Here is a 14,169-nt window from a genome sequence, read left to right on the forward strand (position 1 = left end):
TTTTCAATGGGGTGAACAAGGTGGCTTAAAAACGGGACTTGTCTGGTGCTACGTGCTATGAAAGGGGCCGATGCTGATACGAACGATGGCAAGGAAGGATTGATGACGCCGCTAAACCACTATCTGCCTGCCTATCACTTCTGTGAAGAGCACGCTCGCGACATTGCCGCCGACCCGCACACCGTCATCCAAGCGGCGGCCAACTATCGACCGGAAGCGGATCCGGCCTTTCGCCACCTGATCGGCTTGCGGGAAGTGCCGATGCGCCTTGGGCATCTTCTTGGCCGCCAACAGAGCGCCAGCCCGCCTCCCTTTGGCTTGGACAGATTCGTGCCGCTCGACAGCCAGGACGACAACACGCTGCTCTACGGCCTTGTCGGCCGGTTCTGGCGGCCGGACTTTGGTCTGGTGACCATGGCGGACAGTCAGGCGTATCTGGACTTTGCGGCGCCAGGCGTCGCCAAGCTCGCCCTGGGGTTTTCGGCCAGCCGCCAGCCAAACGGCACCACCCGGTTGATCACCCAGACAAGGGTGTTCTGCCCGGATCTGGCCTGCCGCCTCAAATTCGCACCTTACTGGTATCTGATCCGCCCCGTCAGCGGCCTGATCCGGCGCCGGATACTGGGCGCCATCAAGGCAGAAAGCGAAAGAGGGTTGTAATCGACATGCTGGAGCACTTCAATTGACCGTTGTTGACGACTGTATCTAGCCAGATGGTCGATGCGTGAGTTATTTAATGGAAGATGCTGATAATAAGTTATACAGAGTTGGGTGAGGTTCAATACAGGACATCGGTTTAGGGTTATATAGTAGGCTCGATTGGCGTGGCTAAATCGAGCCTACGGTATAGTTAATCTATCCGTTGATTACATTTGAGTGCTTGTTTTCATGATGCATTTTAAAAAATTACTTCTTAAGTCATCAGCCTTGTTACCGAAGTGAGCTTCACGATGATGACTCGGGCAGAGTGCAATTACATTAGTGATTGCATCGCTTCCACCCTCTGAGAGTGGCTGTATATGGTGGGTTTCCAGATAAATAGAGCCTGACCGTGTCTCGAAGCCTTTGGCACCACACCATTCACACAGTCCCCTGGCCCTGGTCAACACATAATTCCTGATTTTGGGGTCCCGTTGAAAGATCATTCCAGTGACTTCCTTTCTTTTCCCTTCACCTTCAGGTAACTCCAAATGCTGGAACTGGTCAACATATTTTGGCTCGGGTTGACTGCGAATAAGGAGGCAATCGCCGCTGTCAGAATCATAAGACTGAACGTACCAAAGTTCAGAATCAAGAAGGCGCGTTTCTGCAGTAGACTTCACACGGCCCGTTGTTTGCTCGTGTTGGACTCCATCACAGATGATTACCCTTAGTGGCCAATTTTGACGCGCTGCTTTTTGGAGGGAAAAATCCATTTTTATCGCTCGCCTTGATTGTGGCGAAGTTGTGACATTTTGGGCGACCTTTCGCATGTTCAAACTCTGGACAATGCTGCCATTTGAAAATTTAATGTCTTCATACCAAAGGTTTAACACGATTATATTTTTATTCGTGTTCTCGTAAGACCATTCATAGCAATACTTCGGGTTAGATGCAGCCTTTCCCTCACCACCTTTGAAATTTGCCCAATCACTTACGTCAATACCCGCCTCAGAAACTAGGTCCATAATACGCAGGCGTTCTTTGGGTTTTAAATCCTCAACTTTCATTTTTTCCTCAACTTGCTGTTGAATAAATAATAATACGTAAAACGTTAACATTGAAATGTGATACAGAACTTTATTTTGGCAAAATATAATAGAAAGTGTGCATTGGGTTCTTTTACAAAAGGTTGATAAATTAACAAGGAGCAGATGGAGGTTTTATCATAACCTGTCATCTCTACTGAATTAAAATGCAACTCAGGGTGTGGGGAATGGATAATTTCTTGAAGCGAAACAGATTTCAAGGTTTCAATACCCCGTCATCTCCAGATAGCCGACGCCCTTGGCATCCCCCGAGACGGATACCGCCCCCTCCCAGTAGTCAAAGCGTCCCGTCATGGCCTGATTGGCTTGGCGGGCACGGATCGTCAGGTTCAAATCGGCGGCTTCCAGCTGCCACTCGATGGGGTAGGCTTGCCCCTTGGGGCCGCGCCAGGTCTTGCCGGGGGTGAGACGGATCTGCGCAGGGCTTAGCACCCGACTGCTGCCGTCCCGCTCAATCAGGATGCCGTAGCGGCTCTCAGGCTCAGTGTGGCCCGCTTTGGTGCGCAGGCGAAACAGCATCAGCTCGCGGCCATCGTCAAACTGGAGCGAAAACCAGTCCCAGCCCGATTGCCACTCGGCCAATACCGAGCTGCTCCACTCGTGATCAAACCACCCCTCACCGCTGACGTGGCGGGTCTCCCCATCCAGGGTCAAGGTGCCGCTGATGGTCAGGCGCGGGTAGGAGTAGTAGAAGGAGGCGTTGCCCGGACTTTTCTCGCTGTAACCCGCTTTGCCCTGTAGCACCGCGGGCTTGGCGGCGCTCACCTTCACATCAAGATCCCCCGCCTTGCTCTGCACCTTGAGGGTGGCGGGAAAAAGCGCTTCGCCCTGAGAGGCTAACACCCACTCTTTCAGCCAATACTGACCGCCGCTGGCACCGGCCAGCCCTGGCCCCTGGCGGCTGGTGCGCTCGTCCTGCTGGTGGCTGCCTTTGCTCACATCCGTGATGGCGAACTGGGCCAGCCAGAGCTGAGGCGTGAGCCAGGGGTTCTCCGAGGTGATCCCCTGCTCGATGCCTTGGCGAAACAGGGTCCACTGCATGCCGTAGCCGCGCCCTTGCTCGTCTTTCAGGTTGCCAGTGAGATACCACCACTCGGAGCGGTAGTCGGGGTGGGCAGCGTGATCCGCGGGTAGGCGGATGGACTGACCCGGCAGGGCCTTTTTGAAGTGATCGCTACCGCCACCCAGGATGCTCCCCAGATCGCTGGCCTGCGCGTGGCCGCTTATGGCAACAAGCGGGATCAAGCGGGCTGCAAGCCACAGGGTCCGTAAAGAGGACAAGATTCCCCTCACCCTGGCCCTCTCCCGAAGGGAGAGGGGATGGTTCGCGGCAGCTCTCTGCGCTTCTCTGCGCTGAATCAGGGGCGGTGACAGAGATCTGGTCAATGGGATCGTCAAGCCATGGCCGAGCCAGAGCGCCAACCGATATGTCATACCACTCTCCTTGCGGCGTACCAGGAGGCGATCGCGCCACAGACGGGGGCAAGCAGGAGCGCCGTGACGGCGTGCAGGGGGGCGGCCTCGAAGGCCAGCCGCCAGCCAAAGGCGCGGGGGTTGACCACCTCAATCAACACCCAGGCAAGGCCATAGCCCACCGGCAGGGCCAACAATGCGGTGAGTAGTCCCAATCCAGCCCCTTGCCACACCAGCAGCCGGCGGCAGTGGCGGGGGCTCAGGCCAAGGCTCTGCAGGGTCTGCAACTCGCCGCGCCGGGCCAGCCCCAGCACCATAAAGGCCGAGCCGATGCCGACGAAGGCGATCCCCAGGATCAGCAACTTCAATAGCTCGGTCACCACAAAGGTCTGATCGAACACCCTGAGGGCGGCGGCGTGGATGGCGGGGGCGGGCAACAGGTTCACCTGCTCGCCAAACTGGGTCCTGAGCCTGTCGCCAAGGTGCTCGGGATCCGGGCTGAAGAGGGCAAGGGATTGCACCTTGCCCCCTTCGAAGGCGTGCAGTATCTGCCCCTTGTCGCTGCCGTAATCCTGATAGACGCCGGTGACGGTGAGCGTTCGCGGCCCCTGCTCGCCGCTCACCTCAAGGCGCTGGCCCACCCTGACCCCGAGGCGTACCGTCAGCGGTTCGCTCGCCAGCACCTCGTCGGGGGTGGCGGGCCAGCGCCCGGCCAGCAGGGGATAGGCGGCTTTGAGCTCGGGAATAAAGTCCATCTGCGCCCACTCGATGGGCTGCCCCTGCCAGCGGGCGGGGAGCACGGCGCGGCGGGAGGCGGCACGCACATCTGGCGAAGCGAGGATGGTGTTGAGGGTCTGCTCGCCGAGGGCGCCCCTGCTGCCGGCCACCCCCTTGGGGGCGGTGACGTAGAGATCGGCGGCCAGGCGCTGGCCGAGCCAGATCTCCACGCTCGAGCGAAAGCTCGACACCATGACCCCGATGCCGATGGCTGCGGCGATGGCCAGTTGCAGCGCCATCACCGCGATGGCGGTGCGATCCAGGTGATAGAGGGTTTCGGCCACCCCGAGCCGGGCGGTGAGGGGGCCGCGTGCACGCAGCCGCCCCAGCAAGGAGCGAAGGGCATCGGGCAGCAGGAGGGCCATGGCGAGCAGCCAGCCTCCGGCCACGAAGAGGGCGCCGCCAAGGCCGGTGGAGGGCTGCCACAGAAACAGGGCGCACAGCAGCAGAATGGCGATGGCAAGTCCCCGGCGTTGCCAGGGGTGAGCCGGTGGGCGACTGTTGCCCTCTCGCAGCGCAAGGGGGGATTGGCGCAGCAGTTGCCACCAGCCGGGCAGGTTGGCGGCAAGCATCCCCAGAAGGCCAATCACCAGCGCCTTGCCAAGGCTCGTCGGGGAGAGGCGCAGCAGGTCGATGGGGTTGGGGCCATAAAGGTCGGCCAGCGCCTGGGTGAGCTGCCCCATCAGGGCGAGGGCCAGCAGGCTCCCCAGCAGCAGCCCGAGCAGGGTGCCGAGGGTGGCGAGGATCAGGATCTCCAGGGTCAGCCAGCGCAGCACCCGGCGCGGCGGCATCCCGAGGATGATGAGCTGGGCGAGCAGGGGGCGGCGCACGCTCTGCACGAAGCGCTGGGCGTTGAACACCAAAAACAATCCCACCGCCATGGCGAGCAGGGAGAGGGCGGTGAGGTTCAGCGCCAGCGCATCCCCGAGCTGGCTGGCATCGAGCGCCGGGCTGATGGGCTCAAGCCAGAGGGGCTGATGGGGGGCATAAGATTGCAGGGCCGCCTGCAAGGCTCTTTGCAAGGTATTGGCCTCTTGCTCGCTGAGTTTGAAGACGATGCGATCGAGCCGTCCTTCCTTGCCAAGCAGCGGCTGGGCGAGGCCGATGTCGGTCACCAGCAGCCGCTCCATGGGGACGGCGCCGGGCTCGAAGGTGCCGGCCAACGTGAGGGTCAGCGGGCTGGGCGGCGCCCCTTCACCGCCCCCCAACACAAAGGTTCGCGATTGGCCCGCTTGCCAGTCAAGGCGCCTGGCCTCGGGGGCGGCCAGCCAGACGCTGTCGGCACGATTCAACGAGACATCGGGTTGGCTGTCTGGCGCATCGCCAAAGAGGCGGCGCAGGGGGCCGGGGTTGAAGAGATCCATCCCCAGCAGCTGGAAGCTACGCCCCTGGGCGTCCTTGAGCCAGGCGTGAAGCTCTGGCATGGCGTCAAGGTTCGGCTGGCTTCGCACCAGCCTCACGTAGACTTGCTCATCCAGGCCACCCTGGGGGGCCAGGCGGTAGTTGGCCTCCCCGGCGAGCTGGCTGCGGGCGGCGACGAAGTTGGTGCGGGCGCTGTGGTTCAAGAGCTCGATGGCCACCACCAGGGTGACCCCGAGGGTGAGCCCGGCCAGGCTCATCAAGAGCAGCCAGGGGTGAGAGCGATAGAGGCGCAGCAGCGCCTTGAGGGGCAACATCAGCAGGCCCCCCGGCAGACGTCAGCCATGGCGGCGCCCCTTGAGCTCGACCAGCTGCCCCCCTTCAAGGCGCAGCACCCGATCCGCCAGGTCGCCATAGCCCGGGTTGTGGCTCACCAGCAAGAGACTGGCGCCGGTATCGCGCACCGCGCTCATCATCAGGGCCATCACCTGCTCGGCGTTGTGTTCATCAAGGCTCCCGGTGGGTTCGTCGGCGAGCAGCCAACGGGGCTGATGAATGAGGGCACGGGCCAGCGCCACCCGCTGGCGCTGGCCGCCGGAGAGCTGCTCCGGCCAGGCGTGGCGTTTGTGGCTCATGCCAAGGCGCGCGAGCAGGGCATCGAGGCGCCCATCGTCCTGGGGCAGGTTGTTTATCTGAAGGGGCAGGGCGAGGTTCTCGGCCACGGTCAGGGTCGGCAGCAGGTTGAAATCCTGATAGACGATGCCGAAATGGCGCCCGCGAAGCCGGGCCCGCTCGTCTGTCTGCAGGGTGTCGAGACGGGTCTCTTCCAGCCAGATCTCCCCCTCGTCCGGGGCGATGAGACCGGCGATGAGGTTGAGCAGGGTGGACTTGCCACAGCCGCTTTGCCCCAGCAGCAGGCAGGTTTCCCCCGGAGTGAGGGCGAGATCCAGCCCCTCAAACAGGGGGAGCGTCTCGCCGCCGTTGGCGAAGCGTTTACTGAGGTTGCGCAGGCTAAGCATGGGATAACCGTTTGATGGTCAATGGCTTTCACAATGTCCGTCACTATGCCAGTTAGTGATCGCGCCTGCAAAAGGGATGGGGATCCTCGCTGGATCCCGCTCGCCTGAGGTGGTTAGAATAGGGCCTTCCATGGGTCACAGGATGAGCAAGGATGTTACACAAGCAAGTCAGTTTTATCGTCGACAGCAAGGGCGTCAAGCAGGCTGCCGTGGTCCCCATCGATATCTACAACGAGCTGATGACCCTGCAAAAGGCCCTCTCCGACAACAAGCCGGGGGAGCGCGAGCTCTACCACTTCAACGGCAAGGGGGCAGAGGCCCATGGTTATCCGGTGGGCAAGCGGCAAAACCCCGGTTTCATGGTCCAGGCGGGCTCCACCGCCAACGGCGAGGATGCGGCCTCCCTGCGCGAGGCGGTGATCGAGCTGCGCCAGGAGCTGCTGGGCAAGGGGGTGCTCGTTCCCCACCCCGAAGGGGGCTTCATCTTTACCGCCGATCAGCTCTTCAACAGCCCGAGCCTGGCCGCGAGCCTGGTGGCGGGCAACAACCGAAGCGGGCTGGATGCCTGGCAAAACAGCGCAGGCTACACCCTCAAGCAATCGGGTTTTGGCAAGAAGACCTCCTGATGACGGGGCCCGGCAACGGGCCTCGCTCATGTTTGCCTGAGAGCCCGCGGCGGGCCGCTCATCAGGATGACAAAGAGGCGGCTTCCCTTTGCGCTGCTAGCCTCAATGCCAGACGCCTGCCAGGAGATGCCGCCATGTCTGGACTCCTTCGCCTCGTGCCCGGGGCGGCCCTGCTCAGTGCCCCCGCCGCTGCGGGCAACGGCCCCCTCGATCTGACCCACAGCGGGGTCGGGCTCTTTGCCCTCGCCATCTTCGCCCTGGCTTATGCCCTGGTGATGGCCGAAGAGTACCTGAAGCTGCGAAAATCCAAGCCGGTGCTGGTGGCCGCCGGCATCATCTGGATAGCCATCGGCCTGGTCTATACGGGGCAGGGGCACAGCGAGCTGGTTCAGGCCGGTTTTCGCCACAACCTGCTGGAGTATGCCGAGCTGATGCTCTTCTTGCTGGTGGCCATGACCTATGTGAACGCCATGGAGGACAGGCTGCTGTTCGCCGTGCTGCGGGTACGCCTGGTGCAGGCGGGATTCAGCCTGCGTACGCTCTTCTGGCTCACCGGTTTTCTCGCCTTTTTCATCTCCCCCGTGGTGGACAACCTCACCACGGCGCTGCTGATGTGCTCAGTGGTACTCAACGTTGCCAACGGGGAGCGCCGCTTCATCAACCTGGCCTGCATCAACATCGTCGTGGCGGCCAATGCGGGCGGCGCCTTCAGCCCCTTTGGCGACATCACCACCCTGATGGTGTGGCAGGCGGGCAAGGTGCCGTTCCAGCAGTTCTTGCTGCTCTTCATCCCCGCCCTGCTCAACTTCCTGGTGCCGGCCACCCTGATGAGCCTGATGGTGCCCCGTCTGGTGCCCGCCATGCCGGGCGAGATGGTGGTGCCAAGGCGCGGCGCCGTTGTCATCGTGCTGCTCTTTGTGCTCACCATAGTGACCGCCGTCGCCTGCCATCACTTCCTGGGGTTGCCCCCCGTGCTCGGCATGATGATGGGGCTGGGCTACCTGCAATTTTTCAGTTTCTATCTGCGAAAGACCCAGCCCGTCACCCTGGCCCGGGCACGGGCGCTGTATGAGCGCACCGGGGACGAGGCCAGGTTGCTGCGTCTGGGTTCGGTGGTGCCGTTCGATGTGTTCAACAAGATTGCCAAGGCGGAGTGGGACACCCTGCTCTTCTTCTACGGGGTGGTGATGTGCGTCGGCGGCCTCGGGTTTATGGGGTATCTGGCGCTTGCCTCCCATTTCCTCTATGACGGTGGCGATCCGACCCTGGCCAACGTCGCCATCGGCCTGCTCTCTGCCCTGATCGACAACATTCCGGTGATGTTCGCGGTGCTCTCCATGGAGCCGCAGATGAGCACGGGGCAGTGGCTGCTGGTGACATTGACCACCGGGGTGGGGGGCAGTCTGCTCTCGGTCGGCTCCGCCGCCGGGGTGGCTCTGATGGGGCAGGCCAGGGGCATGTATACCTTCGTCGGGCACCTCAAGTGGTTGCCTGCCATTTTGCTTGGCTATATGGTCGGCATAGGGGCGCACCTGTGGCTCAACAGCGCCCTGTTTTAGGGAATCCGGTTCCAGGCACCAGGGAGAGGCAAGATGGGACAACTGTTCGAGGCGCTTTCGCCGCGCCATGTCACCTTTATCCAGGGGCAGAAGATCTTCTTCGTCGGTACGGCGGCCGCGAAGGGATCGGTCAATCTCTCCCCCAAGGGCGGGGATTCGCTGCGCGTCCTCGATGCCCACACCCTGGCCTGGCTCAACCTGACCGGCAGCGGCAACGAGTCCGCGGCCCAGGTGCTGCAACAGCCGCGCATGACGGTGATGTTCTGCGCCTTCGAGGGGGCGCCGCTTATTCTGCGGGCCTATGGTCAGGCACGGGTGCTGCACCGCACTGATCCGCAGTGGCCGTCGTTGCTGGCGCTGTTCCCCCCAAGTGTCGCGGCTCGCCAGATCTTCCTGCTGAACATTGAACGGGTCCAGACGTCGTGCGGCATGTCGGTGCCTCTGTATGAGTACCAGGGGGACAGGGAGGATCTTGCCAACTGGTCCGAGCGGCAGGGGCAGGAGGGGATAGAGGCCTACTGGCGCAAGAAGAACCAACTAAGCCTGGATGGGCTGGAGAGCGAGATCCTGGCGCGCAGCGGGTTGCAGGCCGATGACTGAGGCCTGCGCCCCGATGCAAAAAGCCCTGTCCATGGACAGGGCTTTTTCATTGCAGGGCATCAGGGGACGCGCTTGCCGCTCAGCAGCCAGTAACTGAGGGCCGACCCCAGGCCGCAACCGGCGATGGCGATGGCCATGGGGAGCGGCGATTCGGGGGGATTGAGGTTGACCAGGACCCCCACCAGGGCCCCAAGGCCAAAGCGCAGGGTACCCGCCAGCGCCGAGGCGGTGCCTGCGGACTGGGGGAAGTGGCCCATCAGGCCGGTCATGGCGTTGGCCCCCACCAGGCTGATGTGGCCGACGAAGAGCACGACCGGGATGACGATGCCCCACAGGCCCCCGGTCTGGCTCCAGGCGTTGTAGATGAGCAGGGCCCCGGCGAGCGGCAGCACGGTCAGGCCGTATCGCAGCATGCGCTCGGCACCCACCCCTTTCACCAGCCGGCTGTTGGCGAAGGTGACCACCATCATCAGCAGGATATTGAGGCCAAAGAGCCAGCCGTAGTGCTCGGTCGGCACCTTGAAATACTCGATGTAGACATAGGGGGAGGCGCTCAGGAAGGCGAACATGCCGGAGCTCGACAGGGCGCCGCACAGCACATAGCCCATGGCACCACGGTGGGAGAGCACACCCCAGTAGTTGCGAAGCACCTGCCCGAGTCGCAGGGGCTGCTTGTGCTCGGGTTTGAGGGTCTCCTCAATCTTCCACTGCATCACCAGGCAGATGAGCAGGCTGATGGCCACCAGCAGCCAGAAGATGACCCGCCAGTCGCTGTGAGCGCTGATGTAACCGCCCACCACGGGGGCCACCAGGGGGGCGAGGGTCATCACCAGGATGACGAAGGACATGGCGCGGGAAAACGCATCCTTCTCGAACAGGTCGCGCAGCAGGGCGTTGACCACCACGGAACCCGCGGCGCCCCCTGCGGCCTGCAACATGCGCCAGGCGAGGAGCTCAGGCAGGGAGTCCGCCATGGCGCAGCCCACGGAGGCCACGGCAAACATCGTCAGGCCCGCCAGGATCACCGGCTTTCTGCCGAAGCTGTCGGCGAGCGGCCCGTAAAAGAGCTGACCGATGGCAAAGCCCCCCAGGAAGGCGCTGATGGTGAGCTGGGCGCCGTCGATGCTGGTAGCCAGATCCCGGGCGATGGCGGGAATGGCGGGCAGATACATGTCCACCGCGAGGGGAGTCAGGCCCGCCAGGGCACCGAGCAGGATGAAGAGGAAACGGGGGGAGAGGGAGCTGGCTTGGGGCATAGGGTATCCGAGTCGTGGGCTGGGCCGGGTTAAGAGGCAGGTGTTGAGTCTATCAGTTTTGGCGGGCGCGATCAGGTGCATCCTGCCCGATGCCCTTTTGTCTGGTGTGGCGCCAGAGCAGCCAGAGCCAGGCAAGCCATCCGAGCAGGGAGAGGGCATTGCCGGTGCGCTCCGGCCAGCGTGCCGCCAGGGTTAGGGTGAGGCTGTGGTGGCCCGCCGGAACCCAGAGTTGCATCAACCCCTGGCGATTGGCGCTCACCGTCAGCGCCAGGTGCCCGTCGAGGCGGGCCTCCCAGCCGGGGTAATGGTATTGGTGCAGGACCAGCCGGGTCGGCACCCGGGCCTTGATCTCCAGCGCCAGGGCGCGGGGTTGCCAGCGGGTCAGGGTCCAGCTCGCGCCTGGCGGTTCGGCGCTGACGGGCGGCTGGAACTCCTCCTTCCAGGCGAGCAGGGTCGGGGCGAACATGCCCCCCGGCACCTGCCTTGGCCTGTATTCCCGGGCACTGCGCTTGCTGTCGAACTCGAATGCCATGGCCTCCCGTTCGGGGGCCTGGGTCAGGGGGGCATGACGCACATAGGCCAGGGTGGAGAGGAGGGTCAGCAGAAATACTCCCCACCAGAGCCCCTGCCAGAGACGATGGGGCTGGGTGCCGAGCGCCACCACGGCGACCGTGGCAAGGGCGAGCACCAGGTTGAGCCGCCAGGGAAACTGCACCCGCTGCAAGGGGGTGAGCAGGATCCAGAGAGGCTGGCTCGGGGGCAGCATCATCAGGAAGGCGACGACGCCGATCGCCCCCCAGCACAGCAGCTCGGGGTGGCGCGGCTCCCGGGCGGCGGCCCAGGCGATGAGCAGCAGGGCCAGGGTCAGCATGCTTTGCCACGCCAGGTGACCGCGAAAACGCCAGTCCTCCCAGGCGCTGGGCAGGCGGTCGAGAAAGTTGCGCCTGTAGTCGAACATGCCGCCGCGCATCAGCTCCATGGAGATGGCCCCCTGATCCGCCAGGGCGGGCAGCAGCAGGGCGGCTGCCATGCAAAGCCCCACCCCCTGGGCGCCGAGGGCTTGCCAGCAGGGCGTCAGAGTGCGGGTGCGTCTGGCGAACCAGAAGGCGCGCAAGGTGACCAGCCCCATCATGAGCAATAGGCTGGGGAGGTGGGAGAAGGCCAGCAGCGCCAGCCCCAGGATCAGCAGGGGCAACCCCTGAGGTCGTCCGCGGTGGGCGAGATCCTGCCCCAGCAGGATAAGGGGAGCCCAGGTGAAGGCCCAGAACTCCGCCAGGGCGAAGCGGGCATAGAGATCCATGGCGACATGATAGGGCAGCGCCAGATAGAGCAGGCTGGCGGCTAGGGCCCGGCCAGGGGGCGTGGTGGCACGCAGCCACAGATAGGCAAACACCCCGGAGAGCAGCAGGGCCAGGGTGGCGCTGCCAAGCAAAGGGTAGATGGCCTGCTGGGGGTGGGCATCGGGCCCGGCAAAGAGGGCGCTGACGTAGTAGGGGAGCGGGGGATAGAAGAAGAAGGTGGGGCTGCCGAAGCCGCCGTTCATGGCCATCAGCCAGCGGGGATAGAGTTCCCCCTGCCAGAGCTGGCGGGCAAAGTAGTGGCCGGAGAGCAGGTGATGAAACAGATCGTGTCCCTGGCTGCCCCCCTGCCACCAGAGCGGCAGCATCAGCAGGGCGCAGGCCAGCAACAGGGCCAGCGCGACCCGTATCCCCTCCCCGGTTCCGCTCGTGTTTCTTTCCATTGCACTGGTTCCTGACAGACCCGGCTGTGAGTGTAGACGAGTCGTGCGATGCCCTCGCAAGTGCCCGGTTCAGCGGGGCAGGGCGAGCCAGAGGCCGGGTTCGGCGTGAAAGCGGGGGGCAAACCAGAGGGTGTCATAAGGGCCTGGTAGCGCCTCTGCCCCCAGGGGGCGGCGGCTGAGGCGGCAGGCCCCCTGAGTGAGCGCAAGGGCGGCATCCCCCCGGTACCAGCCGTCGGTGACGGGCAGGGTTGTGGTTTCCCTAAGCAGCCTCACTCCCCACTGGGTCACCAGCGCCGGGCACGTTTGTTCGGCCAGTCTGGCGGCCCGGGTCATGGCTGGTGCCACCGGTGGGGTGAGGGTGCAGAGCAGCAGCAACAGGGCTCCCAGCATGGCTGGCAGCTCGCCCCGGCGCGGCAGCCAGCCTACTAGCAGCACGAGGCCGAGCAGGGTGATGGGCGCGAGATGGCGGGGATTGTCCGGATTCTGGCCAAACAGGGTCCACAGCAGCAGAACGAGCCAGTAGAGGGGCCAGAGCACGGAGGGGGCTGGATTGTGATCCTTTGAGCGTTGCCAGAGTGGCAGTATCAGCAAGGCCCCCATCAACAGGGGCCAGAGCGGGGTCAGCTGATCGTTGAAGGTATTCGCCCAGCTCAGCAGTCGATCCCCGTGGGCCGCCGCCGTGTTGCCCCAGAGGGTAAAGTGGCCGTCGGTAAAGCGCCGCCCCTCGCTGAAATAGGCCCAGCCATCGGCCTGCCAGACAAACAGCAGGCAGGCTAGCCCCACCAGCGCGATGGGGAGCACAAACCTGACGCGCGTGCCCTGCTGCGCCATCCCCAGCCAAAGGGGCAGCAGGGCTAGCACGAAGTAGGAGGGACGCAGCGCCAGCATAAGGCCGAGCAGCAAACCCGCCAGCGCTATCTTGCGCTGTTGCAAAGCCAAGAGCGCGCCAAGCCAGGCGGCCAGCGCCGGCCCATCCGAGAGGCCGGAGAGCGCCAGGGTCGGGGTGAGCGGCAGGGCCAGCACCAGCAGCCAGACCGGCACCAGCAGGCTGGGCCGCTGCCACAATCTGACCGCGAGGAAGGCGGCGAGCGGCGCCAGCAAACAGCTCCCCAAGAGGCTGGTCCACAGCACCGCCCGGGCCGGATCGTCCACCACCAGATTGATCAGCCGCGCCAGCCAGATAAAGGCGGGGTAGCCCGGAAAGTGGGGGGAGAACTCCAGCACGCTAAAGCGAGTCACCCCGTGGGCAAAGTTGAGGGCATCGTCGGAATCGAGCGCCACCGGAAAGGTCAGCAGCCAGCCAAGCCAGGTCAGTTGCAGCAGGGCAAGCAAGTAGAGTCGATTGGCGAAGCGTAATCGGCCGTGGCGACGCCCCCCTTCTCCCCGTGCGGGAGAAGGGTTGGGGATGAGGGGGGCCGCCGTCATCGATGAGAGGTCATCAAAGCGGCGCCAGCACGGCCATCAGCGCTTTTTCGGCATCGCCAAAGGCAGCGGCATCGGCAGGTTTGGCACCCACCCCGAACACTCCCGGGTTGCCGATGGCATCGAGCACCTTGGCCAGCGCCTGTTCGGCGGCCTTGCGATCCCCTTCATCGAGGGAGGGGAGGATCAAATCGAGGAAGCGCTTGCTCTTGACCACCAGCACCTTGGCGGTCTGGTAGTCGCCAAGGTTCTGGCTGGCCCCCTCGAGGCGGCGCTCGATCTCCGCCTTGTAGGCCCGGTTAAGCAGGGCCGCGGTAGCGGCGGCGTCTTTGGCCTTGATGGCGGCGGCCAGCGGTGCCTGCAGCTCGACCTTGTGGTGCTCTTCCAGATAGGTCAGCTCCTCGGCGATGTCGCTCAAGGTGGCACTGGCATCCTTGCCGTCAGTGGCGGCGCCCAGCAGCGCCTCGCGGGCATCGATCAGCGGCTCCTTGCCGGCTGCGGCGTAGGAGTAAGCCTGCGCCTGCCCGCTCAGGGTCAGCAGCAGGGTGAGGGCAAGTAAACCCGGGCGGATGGTCATCCTGTTCTCCTTACTTATGCCAAGAGGTTATGCCCATGGCGCGGCACTCAGGCCACGCTCTGGGTCTCGATC

General features: G+C 63.7%; 12 protein-coding genes. 4 read left to right on the forward strand and 8 right to left on the reverse strand.

The annotated features are described in order from the left end of the window. Positions 1-102 precede the first annotated feature (102 nt). Positions 103-660: a hypothetical protein gene (locus ACVDHI_RS04980; RefSeq protein ID WP_042015744.1), complete on the forward strand. Its 558-nt coding sequence runs from the start codon at positions 103-105 to the stop codon at positions 658-660. Between the two features lie 206 nt (positions 661-866). Here the strand turns inward: ACVDHI_RS04980 and ACVDHI_RS04985 are convergent, their stop codons facing one another. The 4 genes from ACVDHI_RS04985 to ACVDHI_RS05000 all read right to left on the reverse strand — a co-directional run bounded on the left by ACVDHI_RS04985 (position 867) and on the right by ACVDHI_RS05000 (position 6,316). Next, the gene (locus ACVDHI_RS04985) at positions 867-1,709 is read right to left on the reverse strand and encodes an HNH endonuclease (RefSeq protein WP_447211783.1); all 843 of its coding nucleotides are present in this window, start codon (positions 1,707-1,709) and stop codon (positions 867-869) included. Positions 1,710-1,952: 243 nt separating this feature from the next. Next, the gene (locus ACVDHI_RS04990) at positions 1,953-2,993 is read right to left on the reverse strand and encodes a lipocalin-like domain-containing protein (protein WP_164882934.1); all 1,041 of its coding nucleotides are present in this window, start codon (positions 2,991-2,993) and stop codon (positions 1,953-1,955) included. A 185-nt stretch (positions 2,994-3,178) separates the two neighbouring features. Beyond that, the gene (locus ACVDHI_RS04995) at positions 3,179-5,614 is read right to left on the reverse strand and encodes an FtsX-like permease family protein (RefSeq protein ID WP_447211784.1); all 2,436 of its coding nucleotides are present in this window, start codon (positions 5,612-5,614) and stop codon (positions 3,179-3,181) included. A gap of 21 nt (positions 5,615-5,635) precedes the next feature. Then, entirely contained in the window at positions 5,636-6,316 is a 681-nt protein-coding gene (locus ACVDHI_RS05000; RefSeq protein WP_447211785.1) for an ABC transporter ATP-binding protein, read from the reverse strand. A gap of 152 nt (positions 6,317-6,468) precedes the next feature. On the opposite strand from ACVDHI_RS05000, the gene ACVDHI_RS05005 reads away from it, so the two are divergent. The 3 genes from ACVDHI_RS05005 (at position 6,469) to ACVDHI_RS05015 (ending at position 9,101) form a co-directional block, all read left to right on the forward strand. After that, positions 6,469-6,942 (forward strand): DUF4357 domain-containing protein, encoded by a 474-nt coding sequence (locus ACVDHI_RS05005; protein ID WP_010674381.1) that lies wholly within the window; start codon positions 6,469-6,471, stop codon positions 6,940-6,942. A gap of 134 nt (positions 6,943-7,076) precedes the next feature. Further along, entirely contained in the window at positions 7,077-8,501 is a 1,425-nt protein-coding gene (gene nhaD / locus ACVDHI_RS05010; protein WP_042863679.1) for a sodium:proton antiporter NhaD, read from the forward strand. A 33-nt stretch (positions 8,502-8,534) separates the two neighbouring features. Next, on the forward strand, positions 8,535-9,101 hold the full coding sequence (locus ACVDHI_RS05015; protein WP_447211786.1) for a pyridoxamine 5'-phosphate oxidase family protein: 567 nt from the start codon (positions 8,535-8,537) through the stop codon (positions 9,099-9,101). A gap of 59 nt (positions 9,102-9,160) precedes the next feature. Here ACVDHI_RS05015 and ACVDHI_RS05020 read toward each other — a convergent pair whose 3' ends face one another. The 4 genes from ACVDHI_RS05020 to ACVDHI_RS05035 all read right to left on the reverse strand — a co-directional run bounded on the left by ACVDHI_RS05020 (position 9,161) and on the right by ACVDHI_RS05035 (position 14,097). Then, the gene (locus ACVDHI_RS05020; RefSeq protein ID WP_010674385.1) at positions 9,161-10,357 is read right to left on the reverse strand and encodes a Bcr/CflA family multidrug efflux MFS transporter; all 1,197 of its coding nucleotides are present in this window, start codon (positions 10,355-10,357) and stop codon (positions 9,161-9,163) included. A gap of 52 nt (positions 10,358-10,409) precedes the next feature. Continuing rightward, complete coding sequence (locus ACVDHI_RS05025; RefSeq protein ID WP_447211787.1) at positions 10,410-12,098, reverse strand: hypothetical protein; 1,689 nt, start codon at positions 12,096-12,098, stop codon at positions 10,410-10,412. A gap of 69 nt (positions 12,099-12,167) precedes the next feature. Then, positions 12,168-13,430, reverse strand: a complete 1,263-nt coding sequence (locus ACVDHI_RS05030) for a hypothetical protein (RefSeq protein ID WP_447211870.1) — start codon at positions 13,428-13,430, stop codon at positions 12,168-12,170. Between the two features lie 106 nt (positions 13,431-13,536). Beyond that, a complete protein-coding gene (locus tag ACVDHI_RS05035; RefSeq protein WP_323890851.1) occupies positions 13,537-14,097 on the reverse strand; it encodes a hypothetical protein in 561 nt (186 codons plus the stop codon). Positions 14,098-14,169 lie beyond the last annotated feature (72 nt).

This window comes from Aeromonas sp. 25-248 (assembly GCF_053005425.1).

What these genes read in the sequence shown, in the direction of transcription:
- ACVDHI_RS04980 (WP_042015744.1), top strand. Translation starts at nt 103, where the DNA reads ATGACGCCGCTAAACCACTATCTGCCTGCCTATCACTTCTGTGAAGAG.
- ACVDHI_RS04985 (WP_447211783.1), bottom strand. Translation starts at nt 1,709, where the DNA reads ATGAAAGTTGAGGATTTAAAACCCAAAGAACGCCTGCGTATTATGGAC.
- ACVDHI_RS04995 (WP_447211784.1), bottom strand. Translation starts at nt 5,614, where the DNA reads ATGTTGCCCCTCAAGGCGCTGCTGCGCCTCTATCGCTCTCACCCCTGG.
- ACVDHI_RS05000 (WP_447211785.1), bottom strand. Translation starts at nt 6,316, where the DNA reads ATGCTTAGCCTGCGCAACCTCAGTAAACGCTTCGCCAACGGCGGCGAG.
- ACVDHI_RS05005 (WP_010674381.1), top strand. Translation starts at nt 6,469, where the DNA reads ATGTTACACAAGCAAGTCAGTTTTATCGTCGACAGCAAGGGCGTCAAG.
- nhaD (WP_042863679.1), top strand. Translation starts at nt 7,077, where the DNA reads ATGTCTGGACTCCTTCGCCTCGTGCCCGGGGCGGCCCTGCTCAGTGCC.
- ACVDHI_RS05015 (WP_447211786.1), top strand. Translation starts at nt 8,535, where the DNA reads ATGGGACAACTGTTCGAGGCGCTTTCGCCGCGCCATGTCACCTTTATC.
- ACVDHI_RS05020 (WP_010674385.1), bottom strand. Translation starts at nt 10,357, where the DNA reads ATGCCCCAAGCCAGCTCCCTCTCCCCCCGTTTCCTCTTCATCCTGCTC.
- ACVDHI_RS05025 (WP_447211787.1), bottom strand. Translation starts at nt 12,098, where the DNA reads ATGGAAAGAAACACGAGCGGAACCGGGGAGGGGATACGGGTCGCGCTG.
- ACVDHI_RS05035 (WP_323890851.1), bottom strand. Translation starts at nt 14,097, where the DNA reads ATGACCATCCGCCCGGGTTTACTTGCCCTCACCCTGCTGCTGACCCTG.